Genomic DNA, 24207 nt, shown 5'->3' with positions numbered 1-24207 from the left:
GCGGCTACCACGCGGTGGCCACCTGTCCCGCCAGGCCGATGAATTCCGTGACCGACGGCGACGGCGTGCGGCCTTTGAGCAGGATCGCGTGCACGTCGATGGGAATCGGCGGCAGGTCGGGGCAGTGCAGGGGGCGCAGCAGGCGGCCATAGGGCGTGTCCGGATGCTGGCGGGGGAGGATCGCCAGCGTGTCGGTCATGGCCACCACGCGCGCCATGATGGCGAAGTCGTCCGATTCCAGTATGCGTGGAAATTCAGCGAAGTCGTTCAAGCCCATGGAGGTGGCGACCGCTTGCAGGAAGCCACGGGGGCCCTTGCCGGACGCCACGCCATAGGTGTGCAAGTCCGCCATGGTGACGTGTTTCTTTTTCGTCAATGGATGCGCCTTGTGGCAATGCAGTGTGAGTTGCAGGCGCCCCAGCGGGGTGCAAGCGGTCGCCGTGGCGCGCGTGACGAGTTTGGGATCGGCCAGCACGACATCCAGCGCATCTTCTTCCAGTTGCGCCAGCAGCCGGTCCGGGCTTTCCACGGTGACGCTGATTTGCAGCGCGGGATGCTGGCGGCGCATGGCGATCAGCACCTCGGGCACCAAGATCTGTGCTGGAATCGGGCCGGCGCCGATGCGCAGCGAGCCGGCTCCGCCGGTCCTGATCAGGTTGACGTCATGCTTCAGGCAGCCCAGGTCGAACATCACCTGACGCACCCGTTCGATGACGGCGCGCCCGGCCTGCGTGGGCGCCGCGCCGTGCCGTCCCCGGTCGAACAGCTTGAGTCCCAGGTCGTCTTCCAGCGCCTGGATACTGCGGCTGAACGCGGCCTGGCTCAGGTGCACCCTGTTGGCCGCCGTGACGAAGCGCCCCGTATCCGCCAGGGCCAGCAAATGCTCCATGTGCCGGATGTCCATGATGTGAATTTTTTATATGCGCCAGACGCAATGATATGGCTTTTTCGTTGCGGAGCGAAGTGCCGCCGTCGGCGTCATTGATACAGACGCTGGCACCGTTCGCAATAGAATGCACGCCGCTGCGTACGCCCCAGCTTGCCTTTGGTGTAGGGCAGGTGGCAGCGGGGACAGGTGGTCTTGGCATGGGCCAGCCAGTGCTTCTTGAGCACGTACTGCTTCTTCCACTCAAGAAAGTCAAAGCTGTACTGGCGCGCCTGTTCCACCAGTTGGCGCAGCTTGGCGGCGGGCAGCGCGCCCACCGTGGACAAGGGATGCAGGCGGATGCGGAACAGCACTTCGTTCTTGATGATGTTACCCACGCCGGCAAAGATGTCCTGGTCGAGCAAGGCGTCGCACACCAGCATGTCGGGGGCGCTGCGGAGTTTCTTGCGCGCTTTGGCCGCATCCCAGTCCGGCGACATCACGTCGGCGCTCCAGTCGTAAGCGGCATCGAGATCGGCGTCGATCTGCCGCACCGAACAGGCGTAGAAATTGATTTCGCCGCCGCCCTTGAATTGCAGCGACAGGCGCGCCTTGCTGTCCTTGCGCTCGTCGATGCGGTAGCTGCCGAACAGCAGGAAATGGATGCGCAGCGCCGTGCGGGGCAGGGCAATCAGGAATTGCTTGCCAAAGCTGCGCACGGCGTCGATGCGTTGGCCCTCCAGGCTGGCCAGGTCCACGGCCTTGGTGTTGCCTTCGGCGCGCGCGATGGTCTTGCCGGCGAAGCGCTGGGCTTCTTCGCGCAACATCACGATCGATGGTCCTTCGGGCATGGCGGCTCCTCCTGCCGCCATTTTGGACGCAAACCGCGTACGGCTATGTTCGCGTGCTAACGCTGGCGTAGTGTCCGGGCCGCTTACGCTGACTTGCCATGCAGCAGCATGCCGCTGATCGGCGACGTTGCCCTGACGCGCTGGCGCCACCAGTTGAGCGCCGCGCCTTCCTCGCCCGTGCGCCACGCAAGGTACAGGTTTTCGTCCGGCTTGGGTTCCTCCACTTCCTTCAGCAGCAGCGTGCCGGCGTCGATGTCGGCCTTGACCCAGGATTCGGGAAGAAAGCCAAAGCCCAGCCCGGCCAGTTGCAGGCGATACTTGGTTTGCATGTCCGGCACCGACAGCGTGTTCTGGCCAAACAGCAGGCCAACGGTGCGGGCTTGCAACAGGCGGGCGGAGTCGGCAACCGATACGGCCCGATAGGCCATCAGGTCGCCCTTGCTGAGGGGATGTGTCGCGCCCGCCAGCGGGTGGCCGGGCGCTACCACGAAGACGAACGAGACTTTGCCGATCAGTTCGGTCGTGTAGCCGCCGCCCGAGGGGCCTTCGCCGGCGGCGCCGACGAGCAAGTCGGCCCGCCTGTCCAGCAGCGCTTCCCACGTTCCCGACAATTGTTCCTTGATAAAACGGAGCCGGGTCTGGTCGGTCGTCTGGTAGAACGCTTCGACGTCGCTGACCAGCCCGATTGGAGACAGCATCGAATCCATCGCGATGGCAAACTCGGTTTCCCAGCCTGACGCGACGCGGCGCACCCGGCTTTCCAGGTCGCTTGCCGCTTTCAGCAGATAACGTCCTTCCTTCAGCAACTCTTCGCCCGCCTGCGTCAAGGTGACGCGGGGGCCGAAGCGCTCGAACAGCTGGACGCCGAGATCCTCTTCCAGCTTCGACACGGTGTAGGAAATCGTCGATGGCACGCGGAACAACTCTTTCGCGGCGGCGGAGAACGAGCCCCGGCGGGCAATGGCGTCGACAGTGATCAGGGCATCCAGGCTGATTTTTAACATTCGATTTTTTCGATGATAGTAAAAGAACTTTTCCGTTTTTCAATCGCTGCTTCGTTTCGCATAATACCGTCATTGGAGCGCGCAGTACAACAAACGACCGCTGTGCTGGCCAATATGTGGGGATCTGCCGGGTGGCAGGTTCCTGTCAAAAAAATCGATTATGGGAAGAACGAACATGAACTTCAAAACCCTCGCCAAACTGGCCATGCCTATCGTAATGGCTTTCGCAGCCGCCGCACCGTCGCACGCGGCACAGCCCAGCGCGCAACCGTCGCAAAAGTTGCTGGCGCCGGACAACCATACGCTGCTGCTGATCGACCACCAGCCGCAAATGGCGTTCGCCACCCGTTCGATCGATGTGGCCGAATTGCGCAACAACGTGACGGGCCTGGCCAAGGCGGCGGCGACGTTCAAGGTGCCGACGATCCTGACGACGGTGGCGGCAAAATCGTTCAGCGGCCCGATTTTCCCGGAATTGCAGGCCGTGTTCCCGGAGCAGACCCCGATCGACCGCACCACGATGAATACCTGGGAAGACAAGCGCGTGGTGGACCAGATCAACAAGTACGGCAAGAAAAAAATCGTGATGGCTGCCCTGTGGACCGAAGTTTGCCTGCTGGAGCCGGCGCTGTCGGCGATCGACCAGGGTTATGAGGTGTACATCGTCACCGACGCCTCGGGCGGCGTCGCCAAGGAAGCCCACGACATGGCCGTGCAGCGCATGGTGCAAGCCGGCGCCCATCCGGTCACGTGGCTGCAATACATGCTGGAGTTGCAGCGTGACTGGGCGCGTGGCGAAACCTATGGTCCGGTGACGAACATCGCCAAACAGCATGGTGGCGGCTATGGGTTGGGCATCATCTATGCCAGCGACATGTTCAAGGCCAAGGAAGGCAAATAAATCCACATGACCAGACCAGGCCGGCGCGTGACGCCGGCCTTTTTCAGGAGATGACGATGCGCACGAACATACCGATGCTGGCCGTTGCCCTGCTGGCGCACTGGCTGCCCGCCGCACAGGCCCAGGACGCCGTCAAAGGACGGGCGGTCTACCAGGCTGTCTGCATTGCCTGTCACGCGCCTGAAAACGTCATGGTCAGTGCGCCCAAGGCCGGCGACGTCAAGGAGTGGGCGCGGCGGGCAGGAACGGATGCCGCGGGCCTGCGCCAGCTGACCGACCATGCGGTGGAAGGATTCGGCGCGATGCCGCCGAAAGGCGGGCGCGCCGACCTGACCCGCGCCCAGATCCAGGATGCCATTGAGTTCATGCGTCAAGCCCCCAACAAAGGATAAAAAATCATGAAAGCCACATCGATAAATGTATTGCTCGCCGGCCTGTTTGCCGCCGGATTCGCCCATGCGCAAGCCGACCTGGTCGTCACCAACGGCAAGATCGCGACCATGGCAAAAGAAGGCGAGTTTGTGCAGGCGCTGGCCGTGAAGGACGGCAAAGTGCTGGCCACGGGCAGCAATGCCAGTATCCTCAAGCTGAAGCGGGGGCACACGCAGGTGATCGACGCCGGCGGGCGCACCGTGATCCCGGGCCTGGTCGATTCGCACCTGCACGTGATCCGGGAAGGCCTGAACTACAACATGGAGTTGCGCTGGGATGGCGTCACGTCGCTCAAGCGCGCCCTCGAGATGCTCAAGGAGCAGGCCGCGCGCACGCCGGACGGCGAGTGGGTGAAAGTCGTCGGCGGCTGGAACGAATACCAGTTCGAGGAAAAGCGCCTGCCGACGCTGGAGGAAATCAATGCGGCGGTGCCGGACAAGCCGGTCTTCATCCTGTACCTGTATGGCCTGGGCTTCCTGAACCAGAAAGGCGTCCAGACGCTGGGCTACAGCAAGGATACGCGCTACAAGGATGGCGAAGTCGAACTCGATGCCGACGGCAAGCCGACCGGCAAGCTGATCGCCAAGCCGAACGCGCTGATCCTGTATTCGACCCTGGCCAAGACCAACAAGCTGAACCGCGACGACCAGGTCAATTCAACCCTGCATTTCTATCGCGAGTTGAACCGTCTGGGCGTGACCAGCGCCATCGATGCGGGCGGCGGCTTCCAGAATTACCCGGATGACTACGGCGTCTCGCTGGAACTGGCCCGCAACGGCAAATTGACGGTGCGGACGTCCTATTACCTGTTCGCCCAGCGCCCTGGTAAGGAACTGGACGACTTCCAGCGCTGGCAGGGCATGACCCACCCGAAGAAGAACGACCACATGTTCTACCCGAACGGCTTTTCCGCCGAAGGGGCAGGCGAAAACCTGGTGGCCAGCGCGGCCGACTTCGAAAATTTCCTGGAGCCGCGCCCGGACTTGCCGGATTCGATGGAGGGCGAACTGGAACAGGTCGTTGAGCTGCTGGTGAAAAACCGCTGGCCGTTCCGTTTGCACGCCACCTATGGCGAAAGCATCGACCGCGACCTGGCGGTGATCGAGAAAGTCAACGCGAAGACGCCGCTGAACGGCCTGCGCTTCATCATCGACCACGGCGAAACCATCACGGACGCGCAACTGGCGCGTATCAAAAAGCTCGGTGGCGGCGTCGCGGTGCAGGATCGCATCCACTTCCAGGGGGAAGCGTACTGGAAGCGCTATGGCGCGCAGACGCGCCAGATGCCGCCGATCCGCAAGATGCTGGACATGAAGGTGCCGGTCGGCCTGGGCACCGACGGCACGCGCGTCTCGAGCTACAACCCGTGGCCGTCGCTGTATTGGACGGTGACCGGCAAGACTGCCGGCGGCCTGCAGATCTGGCAGGGCAGGGACGTGCTGGGCCGCTATGAAGCGCTGAAACTGATGACCACCGGTTCGGCCTGGATGAGCGGCGAGGAAAAAGTCAAAGGCACGATCCGGCGCGGCCAATATGCGGACTTCGTGGTGCTGCCGGAAGATTATTTCACGGTCGACGCTGAAAGAATCAAGCGCCTGGAAAGCGTGCTGACGGTCGTGAACGGCAAGGTGGTGTATGGCGCCGGACCCTATGCGTCGCTGGCGCCCCAGCCGCCGGCCGTGTCGCCCGCGTGGAGTCCGGTGGCGGCGTTTGGCGGGGTGCAAAACCGCTGAGGGTGCGCGATGCGGGTGCCGGCTTTTGGCGGCGCCTTCAACCGTTTGCCAGCACGTCCAGGAATGCCCTGACCAGCTTGCTGTCCTCATTCGCCCGCGTGATCCCCACCACGGTGGTGGTGCTGTCGACATTGCGCACAGGGAGGAAACAGACATCGCTGCGGTTGTTTTCCGCGATGGAGCGGCCCACCAAGGTCACGCCCAGCCCGGCGCCGACCAGCGCCAGCGCGGTATGGATTTCCACGGCTGAATAAGCCACCACCGGTTCGACACCGGTTGCTTTCAATACCGCGACGATCTGCTGGCCGAAGGGGCTGATGGGGTCCTTGGGATACAGGATGAACGGTTCCCTGGCCAGCTCGCCGGCGCTGACCGACGCCTGCCTGGCCAGAGGATGCCCGGCGGGCAGGGCGGCCACCAGCGGGTCGTCCAGCGTCACGGCGTAGTCCAGGTCGGCCGGCGCATGGTAGTCGCCGATGAAGCGCGAAATCCCGATATCGATGCGTCCCTGCCGCAATTGCGCGGGCTGGTATTCGGACAGCGCTTCCACCAGGTCCAGTTGCACTTCGGGATAGGCTGCCCGGAAGCGCCGGATGGCGCGCGGCAGCAGGGAAAACGTGGCCGAGCGGGTAAATCCGATGCCCAGCCAGCCCCGGCTGCCGCTGGCGATGCCCTGGGCTTCGCCGTCCAGGCGGGCCGCCTGCAGCAGCAATTCTTTAGCCCTGGGATAAAAAAACTTACCCAACGCAGTAGGCTCCATCGGCCGCCGGGTGCGGTCGAACAATTCTCCGCCCAGGTGCGCCTCGAGCTGGGCCAACTGCATGCTGATCGCCGTCGGCGCCACGTGCAGCCGCTCCGCCGCATGCACGGCGCTGCCCGCTTCCACCACTTCGCAAAAATACCGCAGCTGTCTGAAATTCATTTTTCCTGAACCAAGGCTGAAAAAGAGACGATTAATTTGGAAAATATTATATGGAGGGGGGCGTTAACTCAAGCCCGATTCAGTCGATTCCCTCTGCATCCGACATCATCGGACTTGCCGTCAGGCCAAGGCAAGTTGATCGCAATATGTTCTATTAGTTCAAAAATATTGAATCAACGATCAAAATTCGATGTTTGATGTTTGTTTTTCTTTGTACGAAACTCCCTGCATCAACAACGGGAGACAGCATGAAAGTGGATCAAATCTTCATCGATCAGGCGGCCGGCCTGAGCACGGCGGAAGTATCCGACGCCCTCGATTACTTCGGCCTGCCAGGCAGCGCGCCGGGCATCCGGCCCATCGCCGGTCCGCGCAAGCTGTGCGGACCAGCCTTCACGGTGCGCTTCGCGCCAGTGGATACGGCAAAGCCCGGCACCGTGGGCGATTACCTGGACGACATCCCGGCCGGCGCCGTCGCCGTGCTCGACAACGCGGGCCGCATCGATTGCACGGTCTGGGGCGGCATCATGAGCCGGCTCGCCGCGCGGCGCGGCCTGGGCGGCACGGTGGTCAACGGCGTGTGCCGGGACACCGCGGAAGCGGACGAGGCGGGCTATCCGCTGTATGCGGCCGGCCGGTTCATGCGCACCGGCAAGGACCGGGTACAGGTGGACGCCATTGGCGAGCCGGTCACCCTGGCCGGCGTACGCGTTTGCGCCGGCGACTTCGTGATCGCCGACCTGGATGGCGTGGTCGTGGTCCCCGCCGCGCGCACGGAAGAGGTGTTGCGGCGCGCCCTGTCCATGCAGGCGGTGGAGCAGCGCATCGTGGCCGCCGCGCTCGACGGCATGACGCTGTCCGACGCGCGCCGCCAGTTCGGCTACCACACGCTGCAGCGCAAGCCCGGCTGAGCACCATGGGGGATCACATCATGCAAAACACTGTCGCACCCCACGTGCTGGCCGCGCTGGCCAGGCTTGGCGCCGCCACCATCTATGAAGCCCAGGGCGCGCGTGGCGCGCTCGACAGCGGCATCAAGCCGATCGCCAGCACCATGCGCATCGCCGGTCCCGCGTTCACGGTCGATACCCGGCCCGCCGACAACCTCATGCTGCATTACGCGATGCTGAAAGCCCGTCCGGGCGACGTGCTGGTGGTCGACGCCAAGGGCTATACCGAAGCCGGTCCCTGGGGCGATGTCTTCACCGAACAGGCGTTGAAGATGGGCCTGGCGGGGCTGGTCATCAACGGCGCCGTGCGCGATGCGGCGTCCATCACGGAAACCGGATTCCCCGTGTTCAGCCGGGGCCTGTCGATCAAGGGCACCGGCAAGAACCAGCCGGGGCAGGTCAACGTGCCCATCACCATCGGCGACGTGCGCATCCACCCCGGCGACATCATTGTCGGCGACCAGGATGGCCTGGTGGTGGTCAGCCGCGATGAAGTGGAAACCGTGCTGCGGCAAAGCCTGGAGCGGGAAGAAAAAGAGAGCGAATACCGCGCGCGCATCAGGAATGGCGCCACCACGGTCGAACTGCTCGGCCTGGCGGACCAGCTGCGGCGCTTCAATCTCGCCTGAACCCCGCCGCATTCATAACAAAGGAGACTCGTCATGCAAACCCACCATGCCGCCACCGCTGCGGCCATGCCAGCCGAAAACACCGCCAAGGCGGGGCGGCCGACCCGTTACCGCTGGTTCGTCGCGGCGCTGTTTTTCGTCATCTATACGATTGCGGCGGCCGACCGTGCCAACCTGGGCGTGGTGCTGCCTTTCCTGCGCAAGGAATTTGCCATGACCAACACGGAAGCGGGCGGCCTGGTCAGCCTGTTCCTGGTGGCCTACGCACTGGCCCAGCTGCCTTCCGCGTGGCTGCTGTCGCGCTTCGGCGTCAGGAAAGTGTTCACGCTGTCGATGATTTTCACGTCGATCGCGACCGGCCTGACAGGGCTGGTGGGGTCGCTGCTGTCGCTGAAGCTGTGCCGGATTGCCCTGGGTTTCGCCGAGGGACCGCTGCCGATCGGCGTCACCACCACCATCAATAACTGGTTTCCCTCCCGCGAAAAGGGTACGGCGTCCGGTATTTTCCTGTCGTCGGTGAAGTTTGGTCCCGTCATCACGCCCATCCTCGGGGCCGCCATCATTGCCGCATGGGGATGGAAGGAAGTGTTCCTGTGGTTCGCCGTCCCGGGGATCCTGCTGTCCGTGTTCTGGTACCTGCTGGTGGCGAATCAACCGTCGGAGAGCCGCTTCGTCAATGCGGCGGAACTCGATTGCATCGGCGAGGGCGCCGCCGGCAAAGGCGGGGGCCACCACGTTGCGCCGTCCCGCCCGATGCCACGGCTGGACCGCCTGATCCGGGTGCGGGAAGAAAAGGTGCTGACGACCACGGGCGAAGTGATGAAATCGTGGAACATCATCGGCTGCGCGCTGGGCTATTGCTGCCAGCTGGGCATCTCGAGCGTGCTGCTGGCCTGGATACCCACGTACCTGCTGACGGTGAAAAAATTCTCCATCATGAACATGGGCTTTGTCGCGGCGGCGCCGTGGGTCGGCGCGGTGGTGGGCAACCTGCTGGGCGGCTTGCTGGCGGACCGGCTGCTGGACAAGCGGCGCAAGCCCGGCATGCTGATCTCGGCGGCGTCGACGGCGATGATGATGTATGTGCTGATCAACGCGCCGGCCGACCCCACTCAATATGGCGCACTGCTGTTCGCCACCGGGATGCTGCTCAGCATCGGCTATTCCGCCTACATGGTCTATCCAATGCCCTTCGTCGCCAAGGAAAAGTTCCCGGTGGCGAACGCCGTGGTCAACATGGGCGGCCAACTGGGCGGCGCGGCCACGCCGTGGATCGTCGGCATGCTGCTCGATGATTTTGGCTGGGATTATGTGTTCGGGTTCATGGCGGCCATCTCTTGCCTGACCGTGTTGATTGTCTTGACGATCAGCGAGCCGCTGAAAGTGCGCGCGGCCGACAGGCTGTGACCCAGGAGGAACCATGAAAACGCTATTATCCGTGTTGATGTTCGTGCTGGCTTCCCTGGCCTGCACCTGTGGCAGGGCCGCCGACCGGGGCAGCGCCGACGAGGCGGTCGCCCTGGTGAAGACGGTGGTTGCCGACCTGCGAAAACATGGGCGGGAAAAAATCATCCAGGACGTGCAGAATCAGGCTGCCCGTTACAGGGACCGCGACCTTTACATCGTGATCGGCACCCTTGACGGCGTGTCGGTGGCGAATGGCAGCAACCCCAAACTGGCCGGGAAGAACGTGATTGACATCCGGGATGCCGACGGGGTATTTTTCATGCGCGAGCGGACCGCCCTGGCAAAAAACAAGGGGGCGGGCTGGCATCGCTACCGGTGGCTGGATCCGATCAGCAAGCAGATGCAGAAAAAGTCCATGTACATCGAGCGGTACGAGGACTTGATTGTTGGCTGTGGCATTTATATCGAGTGAAGCGGGAAGATGAATAGCGAAAACGTGATGACGCCGGCCGAGGTGAGGGAACTGGCTGCCCGGGCAAACAGCACGACGCAGCCCTGTGCTTGCGCCTCGGCAGCCGTGGCCGGGTGGGAGCGCCTGTCGCCAACCTTCCCGGTGGAGCTGCTGCGCCGGGTCGGCAGCCTGCTCCCGGATCCGTATGCGGAGCCTTCCTACGCGGAATATCATCCGGCCGGCACAGGGTACTGGTCGGCCGATGCGCCCATCGCGTTGCGCTATTTTCCGTATAACCGCTGCGAGCTGGCGCAATGCACTTCATGCGGACGTGCTTACCTGCGCTACACGGAAGCCGGCGGCTATTACACGGAACAACGCATCCGTGCGCTGAATCCGGATTTGATCGTCGATCCGCCGCTTCCGGAAGCGTGAGGCTTATTGTGATGGCATCGCCGCCGTCACTCCTCGAAAATCGCCACCGCCCGCGTCCAGCCCGCCGATGCGCCGCGGATCTTGTGCGGGAAGCAGCTGACCGTGAAACCGTGCGGCGGCAGCGCTTCCAGGTTGTGCAGCTTCTCCAGGTGGCAGTAACCGATATCGCGGCCGGCCTTGTGGCCTTCCCAGATCAGGCTGACGTCGCCGGTTTCCGCGATCTTTTGCGCGGTATAGGAAAACGGCGCATCCCAGCTCCACGCATCGGTGCCGGTCAGGCGCACGCCGCGTTCCAGCAGGTACATGGTGGCTTCGTAACCCATGCCGCAGCCGGCCTTGAGGAAATCCGGGTGGCCGTAGCGCGAACCGGCGCGCGTGTTGACCAGCACGATTTCCAGCGGTTTCAATGCGTGGCCAATGCGTTGCAGTTCCGCTTCCACGTCGGCCGCCGTCACCACGTAGCCATCCGCGAAGTGGCGGAAATCCAGTTTCACGGCGGGCTGGAAGCACCACTCCAGCGGTACTTCGTCGATGGTGGTCGACGGCTTGCTTTCACCCAGCTTGGCGTCCATGGTCGAATGGAAGTGGTAAGGCGCATCCAGGTGGGTGCCGTTGTGCGTCGTTAAGGTCACCCATTCGGCGGCGGCCGCTTCGCCGTCCGGATAATCTTCCGGCTTGGTGCCGGGCAGCAGGGTCATGAATTCAGGCAGCGTGTCGGCGTGCTTCTGGTACGTGATTTTCGGCGCCATCAGCGGCGGGTCGGACAGGACATCGTTTTCCAGGTAGATGGAGATATCGACAAAGCGGCGTGGCATCAGGATTCCTTGGTTGAGTTGGTGTTGGTGCCATGATAGCGTTGCTGCACCACGCGTTGGGCAATCGGGCCGAACAATGGCCCGCCATCGGGGTTGCGCGCTTCCATGCGCACGGTGTCGCCGAAGCGCATGAAACCGGTCTTGATGGCGCCGTCGTCCACCAGTTCGATGGCGCGTCGTTCGGAAATGCAGGCCGAACCGGCGGCGCGGTCGCGGTTGGACACGGTGCCCGAACCGATGATGGTGCCGGCCGACAGCTTGCGGGTCTGGGCCGCGTGGGCGATCAACTGGTGGAAGCCGAAATTCATTTCACCGCCGTGCGGGTTGCCGAACCAGGCGTCGTTCCACTGGATGTGCAGCGGCAGGTGCACGCGGCCGTCGCGCCAGGCGTCGCCCAGTTCATCTTGTGTCACCGCCACCGGCGCAAAGCTGGAAGACGGCTTGGCCGTGAAAAAGCCGAAGCCGGTGCGGATTTCACGGAAGCCCAGCGCGCGCAGGCTGACGTCGTTGAGCTGCACCACCAGCTTGATATGCGCCATGGCGTCGTCGGCCGTGCATCCCATCGGCACCTCGTCGACGATGACGCCGAATTCGCCTTCGAAATCGATGCCGTGCGCCTCATCCGGCAACGGCACGTCGTCGCACGGGCCGAGGAAATCGTCGGACGCGCCCTGGTACATCAGCGGGATGGTGTCGGCGTCGGGAATCGGCGTGGTCTTGAACGCGACTTCCATCAGGCTGCCGTGGTTGAGGAAGGCCGACGCGTCGCACCACTGCGGCGCGCGCGGCAGCGGCGCCGCCGCCTGCGCGGGATCGAAGTCCAGGGCGTCGATCCGGCCCGCGTCCAGGCGTTCGGATAAGGCGCGCAGGCGCGGGGCGCAAGCGTCCCAGTCGTCGAGCGCCTGCTGCAGGGTAGTGGCAATGCCGTCCGCCACCACCGCCTTGCGCAGGTCGCGGGACACCACCACCAGGCGGCCGTCGCGCGTGCCATTTTTCAGGGTTGCCAGTTTCATTGTTGTCCTTGGTTGATTGCACGGCCCCAGCTTAGTTGCTTGCGTTTCATCCGTAAAATCGATTTTAATGATTGGATAAATCGGATTACGAGATACATGGAGACGACATGCGGTTCAAGAAACTCGACCTCAATTTGCTGGTGGCGCTGGACGTGCTGCTGGCCGAACGCAGCATTACCCGCGCGGCCAAACAGCTGAACCTGAGCCAGTCCGCCACCAGCGGCGTGCTGGCCCGCCTGCGCGACTATTTCGAAGACGACCTGCTGACGCAAGTGGGGCGCAACATGGTGCCGACGCCGCTGGCCGAGAGCTTGCTGGACCCGGTGCGCAGCGTGCTGCTGCAAATCCAGTCGACCATCGAAACCCGGCCGGAATTCATTCCGGCCGAATCGGTGCGCCACTTCCGCGTCATCGCATCCGACTATCCGACTTCCGTGCTGCTGGCGGAGGTCACGCGCCAGCTTGGCGTGCTGGCCCCCAGGATCACCGTGGAAATCATCGCGCCCGCCGAAGAACCGCAGGAACAGGTGGAGCGGGGCGAAGTGGACCTGATTATCCTTCCCGAGAAATACATGTTGTCCGAACATCCGAGCGCGGTGCTGTTCGAAGACAGCTTCAGTTGCATGGTCTGGGCCAGCAATTCGGTGGTGGGCGACAGCGTCACGATCGAGCAGTACATGGCGCTGGGCCATGTGGCCACGCTGTGGGGCAGCCGCCGCCTGCCCGGGCTGGAAGAATGGTTCCTCAAGAATGCGGGCATGTCGCGCAACATCGAAGTTTCGGTCGGCAATTTCAATACCTTGCCGCAGCTGGTGATCGGCACCAACCGCGTGGCCACGATGCATACCCGGCTGGCGCGCATGTTCGCCCGCTATTACCCGGTGCGCCTACTGGCGGCGCCGCCAGGCATGCCGTCCGTGGTCATGAAAATGCAGTGGCATAAATTCTTCGACAAGGATCCTGCCCACGTGTGGTTCCGCAACCTGCTGAGTCAGGTGGCGGCCACCGACTCGGAATACGTCGAAGGCTACTGAGCCATCGGCGGCAGGCGGGTCGCCTGGAACACGGCGAGCCGCCAGCCCGTGCTTGACGCGGTCCACAGCTGCACCACGTGCGACTGCACGGTGACGGGCGCCACCGGGCCGGGCGGCTGCATCACGTTCGACATGGCGCCCGTCATCAGGGCAGCCTTGCCCAGCATCGTGACTTTCAGGCCGTGCCGCTCGACCGACAGGAACGCCAGCGGGCCGCGCACGTAGGCCAGGTAGGCGTCCTTGCAGTGCACCTGGCCGGTCGAATGCACATGCAGCAGGTCGTCGGCCAGCAGCGCTGCCAATGTCCCGTAATCGCGCTCCACCAGGGCGCGGGCGCGCGCCGCTTCGCAGGCGAGCAATTCTTCGACAGTGTTCATGGCCCGATGATAAGGGGCCGAGCCACCGCACGTGAAATCCAAAGTTTGGATAGCAGCCATCGGCATTTTGGATAGCGCGACCTATCGGAAATGGCGATAGGTTGGATTGGAAAAATCCATGTTACAGATACAAGTCGTCTCCCTATACTGAGCCGCAACTCCCGCATCGGGCGGGGGATCCAAGCGAATAAGAAAGTGGAGATGGCCATGGTGAACAAGGTGCTGGTGATCGGCGGCGGTATCGGCGGAATGTGCAGTGCGATCCAGTTGCGCAAGCAGGGTGTGGAAGTCGACCTGGTGGAAATCGATCCCGACTGGCGCGTCTACGGCGCCGGCATCACGATCAGCGGACCGACGCTGCGTGCCTTCCGGGAAATCGGCGTGCTGGACGAGATCATGGCGCACGGCTGGTGCGCGGACGGCTTCAAGGTGGCCCTGCCGGATGGCACGGTGGTGGCGGAATATACGACGCCGCGCGTGGCGGGGCCGGACGTGCCCGGTGGCGGCGGCATCATGCGCCCGGTGCTGGCGCGCATCCTGGCCAACGCCACCCGCGCGGCCGGCGTCCACGTGCGGTTGGGCGTGTCGTTCGATACGATCGAACAGGATGCCGACCAGGTCCGCGTGGCGTTCACCGACGGGACGCATGCCAGTTATGACCTGGTGATCGGCGCCGACGGTGTCCATTCGAAAACCCGGCAAGCGATTTTCCCCGCCGCCGCGCGCCCCAGCTATACGGGCCAGGGTTGCTGGCGTGCCGTGGTGCCCCGGCCGGAGCAGGTCACCGGGCCCATGATGGTGCTGTCGAAGACCACCAAGGCCGGCCTGAACCCGGTGTCCAAAGACGAGATGTATCTGTTTGTGCTGGAAAACCAGGCCACCGACGATTTCATTGCGCCGGAAACCTGGCCGGCGCGCCTGGCGCACGTGCTGCAAGGCTTTGGCGGCGTGGTGGGCGATATCCGCGACAACCTCAATGCCGAATCGCGCATTGTCTACCGTCCGCTGCACAAGCTGTTGTTGCCGCAACCCTGGTACAAAGGGCGCGTGCTGTTGCTGGGCGACGCGGTGCACGCGACCACGCCGCACCTGGCGTCCGGCGCCGGCATCGCGGTCGAAGGCGCCATCGTGCTGGCCGAGGAATTGCAGCGCGCCGCGACCTTGCCGCAGGCGCTGGAGGCCTACGTGGCGCGGCGCTATGAGCGCTGCCGGATGGTGGTGGAAAACTCCGTGCGCCTGGGCCAGCTGGAAAATGCCGGCACACCGGAGGCACGCGAAGAACACGCCAAATTGATGACGCAATCGATGGCGGCGCTGCTGGCGCCGATCTGACCGGCCCTACGCGTGGCCGAACCGCGCGGCCGGACTGCGCGGCGCCCACCCATTCGATGACATGGCAATGCGCCGGTGATACCAGGTGCGGCGCCGTGCCGCGCCGGCCCCGCCCATGCATCGGAATTTCCGATGATACGCATCGGTATAAACCATTTCTCAAATACATGGCCTGAACTTAACCTTGATTCATATCAAAAAAGCCCACGGGCACTTACAACCAGGAGGAGACATGAAAAGAAATAGCCAGGTACTGTTGGCGCTTGCGTCATTCGCTGCGGTATCGCATACCCACGCCGTGGAAATCGAGACCGGCGATTCCGACGTCAAGCTGCGCTGGGATAACACCGTCAAGTACAGCACGGCGTTCCGCCTGAAGGACCGCGCCGCAGCCTTGACCAATGACGCCAACCAGGATGACGGCAACCGCAACTTCGGCAAGGGCATGGTGTCGAACCGCGTCGATCTGCTGTCCGAATTCGACCTGACGTACAAGAACCTCGGCGCCCGCGTCTCGGGCGCCGCCTGGTACGACAGCGTCTATCACCGCGCCACCGACAACAACTTCCCGTTCACCTACAACGCCATGTCGGTGACGGCCAGCGCGTTCCCGGCCGCCACCCGCGACCTGCATGGCAGCAAGGGTGAATTGCTGGACGCCTTCGTGTTTGCCAAAGGCGACGTGGGCGGCATGCCCGGTTCGGTGCGCATCGGCCGCCACGCGCTGGTCTACGGCGAAACCCTGTTCTTCGGTAACAACGGCATCGCGGCCGCGCAACAGCCGATCGATGTGGTCAAGCTGTTGTCGGTGCCGAACACGCAATTCAAGGAACTGATCCGTCCGGTGGGCCAGGTATCGGGGCAGTTGCAGGTGCAGCCCAACCTCACGCTGGGAGGCTATTACCAGTACCGCTGGGAAAAGAACGTGATGCCTGGCGTGGGCAGCTATTTTGCCGGCGCCGACTTTTTCGACGCGGGCGGCGAGCGCCTGTTCACCGGCCCCGCGTCGGCCGACCTGCGCGGCAGCGATTTGCGCGCAAAAAACAGTGGCCAGGGTGGCCTGCAAGTGAAATGGAGCCCGCAGGGCAGCGGTATCGACGTTGGTTTCTATGCCGCGCAATACCACGACAAGAGCCCGCAAATCGTGATCCGCCCGGCTACCAGCAGCTACGTGCTGGCCTACCATGAAGACATCCGTACCTATGGCGCCAGCGTGTCCACCACGGTGGGGGAATTCAACTTTTCCGCCGAAGCGTCGGTGCGGCGCAATACGCCGCTGGTGCAGGCCGGCACACCGGACTTGTTCGGCGTGGTGCCCGCCATGTTCGGCGGTCCGCTGGCCCCAGCCGACAACAGCAACAACCCGTCTTACCCGGTCGGCAATTCGGCCCACTTCAACCTGTCGACGCTGGCGTCGTTCGGCCCCAGCGTCATTGCAAGCGAAGCATCGCTGGTCGGCGAACTGGCGTGGAACCGGCTGACCGGCATCACGAAAAACGCGGCCATGCTGGACCCGGGCGCCACCCGCGACGCCTGGGGCATGCGCATGGTGTATACGCCCAGCTACCGCCAGGTGTTGCCGGGCCTGGACCTGAACGTGCCGGTGGGCCTGAGCTACTTCCCGAAAGGCCGCTCGTCCGTGATCACGGCTTTCGGCCCGGACAAGGGTGGCGACGTCAGCGTCGGCATCAGCGGCGAGTACATGAGCACGTGGAACTTCGGCCTCAATGTCACGCATTTCTATGGCGCGGCCGGCAATGCCACCGCCCTGCACGGCCAGGGCTCGGTATTCACCTTCAAGCAGAACTTCAAGGACCGCGACTTCATTTCGTTGTCGGTTCGCAGGACCTTCTAATCAAAATACCAAGACGGAGACATCATGAAATTCACATTCGCCAACCTGGCAACCATGACGACGCTGGCCGCGGCGGCCGGCACCCTGGTTTGTCCATCGATCGCGGCGGCGGCGGTTTCCGCCGACGAGGCGGCGCAACTGAAAACCACGCTGACGCCGCTGGGCGCGGAAAAGGCCGCCAACAAGGATGGCAGCATTCCGGCCTGGAGCGGCGGCCAGACCACGCCGGTGGCGGGTTTTAAAAACGGCGGCCGGCGCGATGGCGATCCCTTCGCCGGCGAAAAGCCGCTGTACACGGTGACGGCGAAAAACCTGGACCAGTATGCCGACAAGCTGACCGATGGCACCAAGGCCATGCTGAAGAAATACCCCGGCTACCGGCTCGACGTCTATCCCACCCACCGCACGGCCGCCGCGCCGCAGTGGGTCTATGACAACACGGCAAAAAACGCCACCCGCGCCAAGCTCAACGCGAAGATGATCCCGGCCGACGCGTATGGCGGCATCCCGTTCCCCGTGCCGAAATCCGGCGCGGAAGTCATGTGGAACCACTTGCTGCACTGGCGCGGCGACAGCTGGCAGTTCGACGCGCACGGTGTGCTGGTGACGGCGGACGGCAAGGCCGTGATGACGGTCGACGGCCTGGCCGACCAGGCCATGCCGTACTACCACAAGGATGGCGCCGACAAGTTCGACGGCGAATACTGGCAAATCCGCCTGGTCAACGCCGGGCCGCCGATCCGTGCCGGCGAAGCCATCCTGGGGCGTTTGAATCTCGACGGCGACAAGGACCAGACCTACGTGTACCTGGCCGGCCAGCGCCGCACGCGCAAGCTGCCCAACGCCTGCTGCGACACGCCGACGCCGGCCACCGCCGGTGTCATGAGTTTCGATGAGCTGGACGTGTTTTCCGGCCGCCTGGACCGCTTCGACTGGAAGCTGGTGGGCAAGAAGGAAATGCTGGTGCCGTATAACACCAACAAGTCGTTCAAGCCGGCCAAGGATACCGACCTGATCGGCGCCAACCATCTCAATCCGGACCACGTGCGCTGGGAATTGCACCGCGTGTGGGTGGTGCAGGCCGACCTCAAGGCCGGCCAGCGCCACCTCGCGGCCAAGAGCCTGTATTACGTCGACGAGGATAGCTGGAAGGCGGTGCTGGGCGACCGCTGGGATGCCAAGGGGCAGCTGTGGAAGACCATGTGGTCGCTGCCCGTCGTCATGCCCGACCTGCCTGGCGTGGTGGCCCCCACCTTCGGCTTCTACGACCTGGTGTCCGGCGCGTGGTACACGCAAAACGTGATGAATGAAAAAGCGTCGCAATACAAGATCATGCCGCGCTATTCCGACGCCACCTTCACGCCGGAATCGCTGTCCGGCGGCGGTTTGCGCTGACCGCCGGCCATCCGCCCGGACTCCGCCCGCGCTTTACGGGCATGGGGCATGGGCGGCTCCCCGGTTATACGGCGGGGCCGCCCCTCACTGAATCTCTGAGCAGGAAATAACATGTGTTCCAAGTTGCTACGCCTTGCGGGCGCGGTGGCCGCCGCCATCCCGCTGGCAATCCTATTGCCTTCTTCCGGCTGCGCCGCGCCGGTCGCCAACCCGCTGCAGCGCGCCGCGCCGCCAGCCGTCCAGGCCCAGGGCCGCGTGCTGCTCGGCCTGGCCCGCGCCGGCGACCGGCTGGTCGCGGTGGGCGAACGCGGTCTCGTGCTGCTGTCGGACGACCATGGCCGCTCGTGGCGCCAGGCGCGCGTGCCGGTGGCCGTGACCTTGACGGCGGCCAGCTTCCCCACGCCGCAATCGGGCTGGGCGACCGGCCATGCAGGCACCGTGCTGCACACCGAAGACGGTGGTGAAACCTGGGTGCGCCAGCTGGACGGCAATGCGGTCGGCCGTTTGCTGGCCGCCGCGCCGGGCCAGGCGGCGCTGGCGCAACAGTTCATCGCGGACGGACCGGACAAGCCGTTCCTCGACGTGGTGTTCCAGGACCCGCGCAACGGCATCGTGGCGGGCGCCTATGGCCTGATCCTGCGCACCGGCGACGGCGGCAAGACCTGGGCGCCGCTGATGGACCGCGTCGACAATCCCAAGGGCTTGCACATCTATGCGATCCGGGCCCGTGGCGACGGCATCTGGCTGGCCGGCGAGCAGGGCTTGCTGGCGCATTCGGCCGATGGCGGCAAGACGTTCGGCAAGGTGGCGGCGCCGTATCGTGGCACGTATTTCACCCTGGGCGGCTTGCCGGACGGCGGCATCGTGCTGGGCGGCCTGAAAGGCAATGCATTTCGCAGTAACAGCGGCGGCTTCGAACGGCTGGACGGCTATCCGCCCCTGTCGCTGAGCGCGTCGGCCGTGCTGGCCGACGGCCGCATTGCGTTCGCCAACCAGGCCGGCCAGCTGTTCATCGCCGGTCCGCAGGGACAGGATGCGCGCATGGTGCCGCAACTCCATCCGGCGCCGCTGGCCGCGCTGGCGCAGGCCGCCAACGGCGACCTCATCGTGGCCGGCGTGCGCGGTGTCGTCGCCATCCCGGCCGGCGCGCTTGCTGCCGCGCCTTCACCGTCGTCCCATACCGTATCCGGAGCCAAGCCATGAGTATCGATACCTCCAACGTGGACGGCCAGCTGGCGCCGCACGACCTGGCGGCGTTCGACCGCCAGTCCGGCAGCCTGGTCGAACGCGTGCTGTTCAACAACCGCCTGGTGGTGGTGATCGCGTGCGCGCTGCTGACCGTGCTGCTGGGCTGGCAAGCCACGAAGCTGCGGCTCAACGCCAGCTTCGAGGACATGATCCCGGCCAGCCACCCGTACATCGCGCATTACCTGAAAAACCGCAGTGAATTGAGCGGCTTGGGCAACGCGGTGCGCATCGCCGTGGAAACCAAGGGCAATACCATTTACGACCCGGCTTACCTGGCCACGCTGCAAAAAATCAGCGACGACGTGTTCCTGCTGCCTGGCGTCGACCGCGCCTACATGAAGTCGCTGTGGACGCCGTCCACGCGCTGGGTCGGCGTGACCGAGGAAGGCATGGAAGGCGGCCCCGTGATCCCCAACGATTACGACGGTTCCGCCGCCAGCGTCGCCGTGGTGCGCATGAATACCGAGCGTTCCGGTGAAATCGGCCAGCTGGTGTCGCTCGATGGCCGTTCCAGCATCCTCTATGTGCCGCTGCTGGCGCGCGACCCGCAGACGGGCCAGCCGCTCGATTACACGGTGTTTGCCGGCCGGCTGGAACAGTTGCGCGCCAAATATCAAGGCGAAGGCGTGAACCTGTACATCACCGGATTCGCCAAGGTGGTCGGCGACCTGATCGACGGCCTGAAGCAAGTCTTGCTGTTTTTCGGCGCGGCGATCGTGATCGCCGCCGCCACGCTGTACTGGTATACCCGCTGCAGCCGCAGCACGTTGCTGGTGGTGGCGTGTTCCGTGGTGGCGGTGGTGTGGCAGCTCGGCATCCTGCCTGCGCTGGGCTATGGCCTCGACCCGTATTCCGTGCTGGTGCCGTTCCTGGTGTTCGCCATCGGCATGAGCCATGGCGCGCAAAAGATGAATGGCATCATGCAGGACATCGGCCGCGGCGCGCACAAGGTGATCGCGGCGCGCTATACGTTCCGCCGCCTGTTCCTGGCCGGCCTGACCGCGTTGCTGTGCGACGCCGTGGGTTTCGCGGTGCTGATGATCATCGACATCAAGGCCATCCAGGACCTGGCCATCGTCGCCAGCATCGGCGTCGCGGCGCTGATCTTCACCAACCTGATCCTGCTGCCCATCCTGCTGTCCTACGTCGGCGTCAGCGCGCAGGCGGCCCAGCGCAGCCTGCGCGACGAATTGCGGGACGCCACGGTGGACGGCTTGCGCCACCCGCTGTGGCGCTTCCTCGACCTGTTCACGCACAAGCGCTGGGCAGCGCTGGCGCTGGCGGTGGCCGCCGTGCTGGGAGCGGCCGGCTATGCGGCCAGCCTGCAACTGAAGATCGGCGACCTCGACCCCGGTGCACCGGAATTGCGCGCCGATTCGCGCTACAACCGTGACAACGCATTCGTGGTGCGCCACTACGCGGCCAGCAGCGACGTGTTTGCCGTGATGGTGAAAACCCCGGACGGCGCCTGTTCCCGCCTCGACATCCTGCAGAAAGCCGATGCGCTGGAATGGGAACTGGCGCAGCTGCCCGGCGTCGAGCTGACCAATTCGCTGGCGCTGCTGAACCGCCGCGTCATTACCGGCATGAACGAGGGCAGCCTGAAATGGTATGACCTGCTGCAGAACCAGAGCTCGGCCAACATGATCACGGCGGGCGCGCCGCGCGGCCTGTACAACGATCCGTGCAACCTGCTGACCATGTATGCCTACCTGCGCGACCACAAGGCCGACACCTTGTCCCGTCTGGTGGCCACCGTCGAGCGCTTTGCCGCCGACAACGATACGCAAGACGTGCAATTCCAGCTGGCGGCCGGCAGCGCGGGCATCGAAGCGGCCACCAATATCGTGGTCAAGGATGCCAGCCACCAGATGCTGTACTGGGTCTATGCGGCGGTCGTGCTGCTGTGCCTGGTGACCTTCCGCTCCTGGCGCGCCGTGGTGTGCGCGGTGGTGCCGCTGGTGCTGACGTCCATCCTGTGCGAAGCGCTGATGGTGGCGCTGGGCATCGGCGTCAAGGTGGCGACGTTGCCCGTGATCGCGCTGGGCGTGGGTATCGGCATCGATTACGCGCTATACGTGATGAGCATCATGCTGGCGCGCATGCGGGCGGGAGACAGCCTGTCCGACGCCTATTACCAGGCGTTGCAATTCACCGGCAAGGTCGTGCTGCTGACCGGCGTCACGCTGGCCATCGGTGTCGCCACGTGGGTGCTGTCGCCCATCAAGTTCCAGGCCGACATGGGGCTGCTGCTGGCGTTCATGTTCTTGTGGAACATGCTGGGCGCGCTGGTCTTGCTGCCGGCGCTGGCCTATTTCCTGTTGCCGCGCCGGCAGGGCGCCGCCGCGCAGTCAGCCACCGAGCAGTCAGCCACCGCGCAGCCACCCGTAACTTCCCAACCAATGACAATGAGGAATTGATTCCATGTTCAAGTATTTCCCCACCAATTACGTCTGGAACCTGTCGGTCGACCTGGCCATCGAGATGGGCGCGCGCATCGGCGAGATCGAAGAAATGTGCGCACCGTTGCAGGAAGCGGCCAGGCAGCCCGATGCCGCCGGCACGGCGGCGTTCCGCGCCACCTGGGCGCAAATGGCGCGCAAGCTGTGCACGCTGGCCGAAGAGGATGAAGCGGCCGGCCGGCGCCTGTCGGCCGGTGAAAAATACAAGCGCGCGGCCAGCTACCTGCTGACGTGCGAGCGCCTGCAGGCGCACGGCGCGCCGGGGCGGCTGGCGTTGTACGAGGATTTTCTCGGCCTGTTCGCCCGGGGCATCGCGCTGGGCGGCGACCATTGCGAACGGGTGGACATCCCGTATGAAGGCGGCCATTTGTCCGGCCTGTTCGTGCGCGCCGAAGGCGTGCAGGGGCCGGCGCCCGTGCTGGTGCAGGTCAATGGCCTGGACAGTACCAAGGAAATGAAATACCTGGTCGGGCTGCCGGGCTGGCTGGCCAAACGGGGCGTGTCGTCGCTCATCGTCGACCAGCCCGGCACCGGCGAAGCGCTGCGGCTGCACGGCATGACGGCGCGCTACGACAGTGAACACTGGGCCAGCCGCGTGGTGGACTGGCTGGAAACGCGCGCCGATGTCGACCCGAAACGCATCGGCTGCGAAGGCGTGTCGCTGGGCGGTTATTACTGCCCGCGCGCGGTGGCGTTCGAACCGCGTTTTGCGTGCGGCGTGGCGTGGGGCGCCAACCACGACTGGCGCGACGTGCAAAAGCGCCGCCTGGAAAAAGAGGGCGATTTTCCCGTGCCGCACTACTGGGCGCACGTGTGCTGGGTGTGGGGCGCACAGGACGTCAATGAATTCATGCGCATCGCGGAAAACGTGCACCTCGACGGCGTGGTCGAGCGCATCAGGGTGCCGTTCCTCGTCACGCATGGCGAAAAGGATACGCAAATCCCCCTCAAGTGGGCGCAGCGCACCTATGACCAGCTGGTCAACAGCCCGAAACGCGAACTGAAGATCTTCACCGACCGCGAAGGCGGCGCGCAGCATGCCAGTTTCGACAACAGCATCAATGCCGGCCACTACATCGCTGACTGGGTGGCCGAAACCCTGGGCGGACGCACCGCCTGAACCTGCAAGGAGCAACTTACAATGAATATTATCGGACCCGATACGCTGGTCTTTGGCGTCGACGACGTCGCGGCCTGCGCCCAATACCTGACCGACTATGGCCTGGAACCGTATGGCGTGACGGCCGCCGGCGGCCGCTTCGAAGCGCTGGACGGCACCGCCATCGTGCTGGCGCGGCAGGACGATGCACAACTGCCGCCGGCGCTGGGCACTGCCAGCATGCTGCGCAAGACCGTGTACGGTGTGGCCGACCAGGCCACTTTACACGCCATTGCGGACGAGCTGGGACGGGACCGCACCGTCACTACGTTGCCGGACGGTTCGCTGGAAACGGTCGACGACATGGGCTTTACCTTGGGTTTCCAGGTCACCGTGCGCCGCCAGCTGGAATTGCCGGCGGAAACCGTCAACGCGCCCGGCGCGGCGCCGCAGCGGCCGGCTAACGCGGTCGCGGTCGATGAACACGCCGTCATCAAGCCGCGCACCTTGTCGCACGTGGTGCTCTTCGTACCCGACGCGGCCCGCGCTGAAGCGTTTTACGTGGAACGCCTGGGCTTTGTTTGTACCGACCGCTTCACCGGCGTCGGTCCCTTCCTGCGTCCGGCCGGCACGCAGGACCACCACACGCTGTTCATGATCCAGACCCCGCCCTTCATGAAGGGGTGCGAGCACTTCACCTTCCACATGGGAGGGCCGACAGAGGTGGTGCAGGCCGGCACCCGCATGGTGGAAAAGGGTTACCAGTCGTTCTGGGGACCGGGCCGCCACAAGTTCGGTTCCAACTGGTTCTGGTATTTCAACAGCCCGCTGGGCTGCCACGTGGAATACGACGCGGACATGGACTTGCACGACGACCGGTGGACCGCGCGCGAAGTGCCGATGGGGGCGGACGCATCCCAGGTGTTCCTGTTGCAACACCGGGAAAAGTGGGCGCCGGGCGGCCCGCCACCGGCCGGCGGCAAGCACTGACGGCGCC

The 24207-nt window shown here is 64.3% G+C and carries 23 protein-coding genes; 16 read left to right on the top strand and 7 right to left on the bottom strand.

Annotated features, from left to right (window positions below; genetic code table 11):
• Positions 1–4: 4 nt before the first annotated feature.
• The 3 genes from GJ700_RS18930 to GJ700_RS18920 form a co-directional block, all read right to left on the bottom strand.
• The gene (locus GJ700_RS18930) at positions 5–904 is read right to left on the bottom strand and encodes a LysR family transcriptional regulator (RefSeq protein WP_154376690.1); all 900 of its coding nucleotides are present in this window, start codon (positions 902–904) and stop codon (positions 5–7) included.
• Positions 905–978: 74 nt separating this feature from the next.
• The gene (locus tag GJ700_RS18925) at positions 979–1716 is read right to left on the bottom strand and encodes a DNA-formamidopyrimidine glycosylase family protein (protein WP_154376688.1); all 738 of its coding nucleotides are present in this window, start codon (positions 1714–1716) and stop codon (positions 979–981) included.
• 83 nt (positions 1717–1799) lie between these two features.
• Positions 1800–2720 carry a LysR substrate-binding domain-containing protein gene (locus GJ700_RS18920; protein WP_154376686.1) on the bottom strand — a complete coding sequence of 307 codons (921 nt, stop codon included), beginning with the start codon at positions 2718–2720 and terminating at the stop codon, positions 1800–1802.
• A gap of 217 nt (positions 2721–2937) precedes the next feature.
• Between GJ700_RS18920 and GJ700_RS18915 the strand changes: the two genes are divergently transcribed.
• From GJ700_RS18915 to GJ700_RS18905, 3 genes are read left to right on the top strand one after another with little or no spacing between them, the layout of a single operon-like run.
• Complete coding sequence (locus tag GJ700_RS18915; RefSeq protein ID WP_229507110.1) at positions 2938–3621, top strand: hydrolase; 684 nt, start codon at positions 2938–2940, stop codon at positions 3619–3621.
• 56 nt (positions 3622–3677) lie between these two features.
• Complete coding sequence (locus GJ700_RS18910; RefSeq protein ID WP_195763942.1) at positions 3678–4013, top strand: c-type cytochrome; 336 nt, start codon at positions 3678–3680, stop codon at positions 4011–4013.
• A 6-nt stretch (positions 4014–4019) separates the two neighbouring features.
• On the top strand, positions 4020–5786 hold the full coding sequence (locus GJ700_RS18905; RefSeq protein ID WP_154376680.1) for an amidohydrolase: 1767 nt from the start codon (positions 4020–4022) through the stop codon (positions 5784–5786).
• Between the two features lie 37 nt (positions 5787–5823).
• On the opposite strand, the gene GJ700_RS18900 is transcribed toward GJ700_RS18905, so the two are convergent.
• Complete coding sequence (locus tag GJ700_RS18900) at positions 5824–6708, bottom strand: LysR family transcriptional regulator (RefSeq protein ID WP_154376678.1); 885 nt, start codon at positions 6706–6708, stop codon at positions 5824–5826.
• Between the two features lie 248 nt (positions 6709–6956).
• Here GJ700_RS18900 and GJ700_RS18895 point away from each other — a divergent pair, with 248 nt between their 5' ends.
• Genes GJ700_RS18895 through GJ700_RS18875 form a run of 5 tightly spaced genes read left to right on the top strand, consistent with a single transcriptional unit; the run spans position 6957 to position 10580 of the window.
• Positions 6957–7619 (top strand): RraA family protein, encoded by a 663-nt coding sequence (locus GJ700_RS18895; RefSeq protein WP_154376676.1) that lies wholly within the window; start codon positions 6957–6959, stop codon positions 7617–7619.
• 20 nt (positions 7620–7639) lie between these two features.
• Positions 7640–8287 (top strand): 4-carboxy-4-hydroxy-2-oxoadipate aldolase/oxaloacetate decarboxylase, encoded by a 648-nt coding sequence (locus GJ700_RS18890; RefSeq protein ID WP_154376675.1) that lies wholly within the window; start codon positions 7640–7642, stop codon positions 8285–8287.
• 33 nt (positions 8288–8320) lie between these two features.
• On the top strand, positions 8321–9694 hold the full coding sequence (locus GJ700_RS18885; RefSeq protein ID WP_229507097.1) for an MFS transporter: 1374 nt from the start codon (positions 8321–8323) through the stop codon (positions 9692–9694).
• A 13-nt stretch (positions 9695–9707) separates the two neighbouring features.
• Positions 9708–10166 (top strand): cache domain-containing protein, encoded by a 459-nt coding sequence (locus tag GJ700_RS18880; protein ID WP_154376672.1) that lies wholly within the window; start codon positions 9708–9710, stop codon positions 10164–10166.
• Between the two features lie 9 nt (positions 10167–10175).
• Entirely contained in the window at positions 10176–10580 is a 405-nt protein-coding gene (locus GJ700_RS18875; protein WP_154376671.1) for a hypothetical protein, read from the top strand.
• A 26-nt stretch (positions 10581–10606) separates the two neighbouring features.
• Here the strand turns inward: GJ700_RS18875 and GJ700_RS18870 are convergent, their stop codons facing one another.
• Complete coding sequence (locus tag GJ700_RS18870) at positions 10607–11395, bottom strand: cyclase family protein (protein ID WP_371868029.1); 789 nt, start codon at positions 11393–11395, stop codon at positions 10607–10609.
• Complete coding sequence (locus GJ700_RS18865) at positions 11395–12408, bottom strand: fumarylacetoacetate hydrolase family protein (protein WP_154376667.1); 1014 nt, start codon at positions 12406–12408, stop codon at positions 11395–11397. Before GJ700_RS18865 ends, GJ700_RS18870 begins: the two co-directional genes overlap by 1 nt.
• Positions 12409–12515: 107 nt before the next feature.
• Here GJ700_RS18865 and GJ700_RS18860 point away from each other — a divergent pair, with 107 nt between their 5' ends.
• Positions 12516–13442 (top strand): LysR family transcriptional regulator, encoded by a 927-nt coding sequence (locus GJ700_RS18860; protein WP_154376665.1) that lies wholly within the window; start codon positions 12516–12518, stop codon positions 13440–13442.
• On the opposite strand, the gene GJ700_RS18855 is transcribed toward GJ700_RS18860, so the two are convergent.
• Positions 13436–13819: a nuclear transport factor 2 family protein gene (locus tag GJ700_RS18855; RefSeq protein WP_195763941.1), complete on the bottom strand. Its 384-nt coding sequence runs from the start codon at positions 13817–13819 to the stop codon at positions 13436–13438. The two genes, GJ700_RS18860 and GJ700_RS18855, sit on opposite strands and share 7 nt — an antisense overlap.
• Before the next feature lie 207 nt (positions 13820–14026).
• On the opposite strand from GJ700_RS18855, the gene GJ700_RS18850 reads away from it, so the two are divergent.
• The 7 genes from GJ700_RS18850 to GJ700_RS18820 all read left to right on the top strand — a co-directional run bounded on the left by GJ700_RS18850 (position 14027) and on the right by GJ700_RS18820 (position 24200).
• The gene (locus GJ700_RS18850; RefSeq protein WP_371868028.1) at positions 14027–15151 is read left to right on the top strand and encodes an FAD-dependent oxidoreductase; all 1125 of its coding nucleotides are present in this window, start codon (positions 14027–14029) and stop codon (positions 15149–15151) included.
• A gap of 232 nt (positions 15152–15383) precedes the next feature.
• The gene (locus tag GJ700_RS18845; RefSeq protein WP_154376659.1) at positions 15384–17006 is read left to right on the top strand and encodes a DUF1302 domain-containing protein; all 1623 of its coding nucleotides are present in this window, start codon (positions 15384–15386) and stop codon (positions 17004–17006) included.
• A gap of 24 nt (positions 17007–17030) precedes the next feature.
• On the top strand, positions 17031–18401 hold the full coding sequence (locus tag GJ700_RS18840; protein ID WP_154376657.1) for a DUF1329 domain-containing protein: 1371 nt from the start codon (positions 17031–17033) through the stop codon (positions 18399–18401).
• A 111-nt stretch (positions 18402–18512) separates the two neighbouring features.
• Positions 18513–19604, top strand: a complete 1092-nt coding sequence (locus GJ700_RS18835) for a WD40/YVTN/BNR-like repeat-containing protein (RefSeq protein ID WP_154376655.1) — start codon at positions 18513–18515, stop codon at positions 19602–19604.
• Positions 19601–22069 carry an efflux RND transporter permease subunit gene (locus GJ700_RS18830; protein WP_154376653.1) on the top strand — a complete coding sequence of 823 codons (2469 nt, stop codon included), beginning with the start codon at positions 19601–19603 and terminating at the stop codon, positions 22067–22069. The genes GJ700_RS18835 and GJ700_RS18830 overlap by 4 nt, the downstream gene beginning before the upstream one ends.
• A 4-nt stretch (positions 22070–22073) precedes the next feature.
• The gene (locus GJ700_RS18825; RefSeq protein WP_154376651.1) at positions 22074–23231 is read left to right on the top strand and encodes an alpha/beta hydrolase family protein; all 1158 of its coding nucleotides are present in this window, start codon (positions 22074–22076) and stop codon (positions 23229–23231) included.
• A 21-nt stretch (positions 23232–23252) separates the two neighbouring features.
• Complete coding sequence (locus GJ700_RS18820; protein WP_154376649.1) at positions 23253–24200, top strand: VOC family protein; 948 nt, start codon at positions 23253–23255, stop codon at positions 24198–24200.
• The last annotated feature ends 7 nt before the right edge of the window (positions 24201–24207 follow it).

Origin of the sequence: Pseudoduganella rivuli, assembly GCF_009674485.1 — a bacterium.
Taxonomy (GTDB): Bacteria; Pseudomonadota; Gammaproteobacteria; order Burkholderiales; family Burkholderiaceae_D; genus Rugamonas; species Rugamonas rivuli_B.
Note: the sequence above shows the minus strand (reverse complement) of the source record. Positions and strands in the feature narration are given on the sequence as shown.

Coding starts and splice junctions, on each gene's coding strand:
- GJ700_RS18930 (WP_154376690.1), bottom strand. CDS start 904: ATGGACATCCGGCACATGGAGCATTTGCTGGCCCTGGCGGATACGGGG.
- GJ700_RS18925 (WP_154376688.1), bottom strand. CDS start 1,716: ATGCCCGAAGGACCATCGATCGTGATGTTGCGCGAAGAAGCCCAGCGC.
- GJ700_RS18920 (WP_154376686.1), bottom strand. CDS start 2,720: ATGTTAAAAATCAGCCTGGATGCCCTGATCACTGTCGACGCCATTGCC.
- GJ700_RS18915 (WP_229507110.1), top strand. CDS start 2,938: ATGGCTTTCGCAGCCGCCGCACCGTCGCACGCGGCACAGCCCAGCGCG.
- GJ700_RS18910 (WP_195763942.1), top strand. CDS start 3,678: ATGCGCACGAACATACCGATGCTGGCCGTTGCCCTGCTGGCGCACTGG.
- GJ700_RS18905 (WP_154376680.1), top strand. CDS start 4,020: ATGAAAGCCACATCGATAAATGTATTGCTCGCCGGCCTGTTTGCCGCC.
- GJ700_RS18900 (WP_154376678.1), bottom strand. CDS start 6,708: ATGAATTTCAGACAGCTGCGGTATTTTTGCGAAGTGGTGGAAGCGGGC.
- GJ700_RS18895 (WP_154376676.1), top strand. CDS start 6,957: ATGAAAGTGGATCAAATCTTCATCGATCAGGCGGCCGGCCTGAGCACG.
- GJ700_RS18890 (WP_154376675.1), top strand. CDS start 7,640: ATGCAAAACACTGTCGCACCCCACGTGCTGGCCGCGCTGGCCAGGCTT.
- GJ700_RS18885 (WP_229507097.1), top strand. CDS start 8,321: ATGCAAACCCACCATGCCGCCACCGCTGCGGCCATGCCAGCCGAAAAC.
- GJ700_RS18880 (WP_154376672.1), top strand. CDS start 9,708: ATGAAAACGCTATTATCCGTGTTGATGTTCGTGCTGGCTTCCCTGGCC.
- GJ700_RS18875 (WP_154376671.1), top strand. CDS start 10,176: ATGAATAGCGAAAACGTGATGACGCCGGCCGAGGTGAGGGAACTGGCT.
- GJ700_RS18870 (WP_371868029.1), bottom strand. CDS start 11,395: ATGCCACGCCGCTTTGTCGATATCTCCATCTACCTGGAAAACGATGTC.
- GJ700_RS18865 (WP_154376667.1), bottom strand. CDS start 12,408: ATGAAACTGGCAACCCTGAAAAATGGCACGCGCGACGGCCGCCTGGTG.
- GJ700_RS18860 (WP_154376665.1), top strand. CDS start 12,516: ATGCGGTTCAAGAAACTCGACCTCAATTTGCTGGTGGCGCTGGACGTG.
- GJ700_RS18855 (WP_195763941.1), bottom strand. CDS start 13,819: ATGAACACTGTCGAAGAATTGCTCGCCTGCGAAGCGGCGCGCGCCCGC.
- GJ700_RS18850 (WP_371868028.1), top strand. CDS start 14,027: ATGGTGAACAAGGTGCTGGTGATCGGCGGCGGTATCGGCGGAATGTGC.
- GJ700_RS18845 (WP_154376659.1), top strand. CDS start 15,384: ATGAAAAGAAATAGCCAGGTACTGTTGGCGCTTGCGTCATTCGCTGCG.
- GJ700_RS18840 (WP_154376657.1), top strand. CDS start 17,031: ATGAAATTCACATTCGCCAACCTGGCAACCATGACGACGCTGGCCGCG.
- GJ700_RS18835 (WP_154376655.1), top strand. CDS start 18,513: ATGTGTTCCAAGTTGCTACGCCTTGCGGGCGCGGTGGCCGCCGCCATC.
- GJ700_RS18830 (WP_154376653.1), top strand. CDS start 19,601: ATGAGTATCGATACCTCCAACGTGGACGGCCAGCTGGCGCCGCACGAC.
- GJ700_RS18825 (WP_154376651.1), top strand. CDS start 22,074: ATGTTCAAGTATTTCCCCACCAATTACGTCTGGAACCTGTCGGTCGAC.
- GJ700_RS18820 (WP_154376649.1), top strand. CDS start 23,253: ATGAATATTATCGGACCCGATACGCTGGTCTTTGGCGTCGACGACGTC.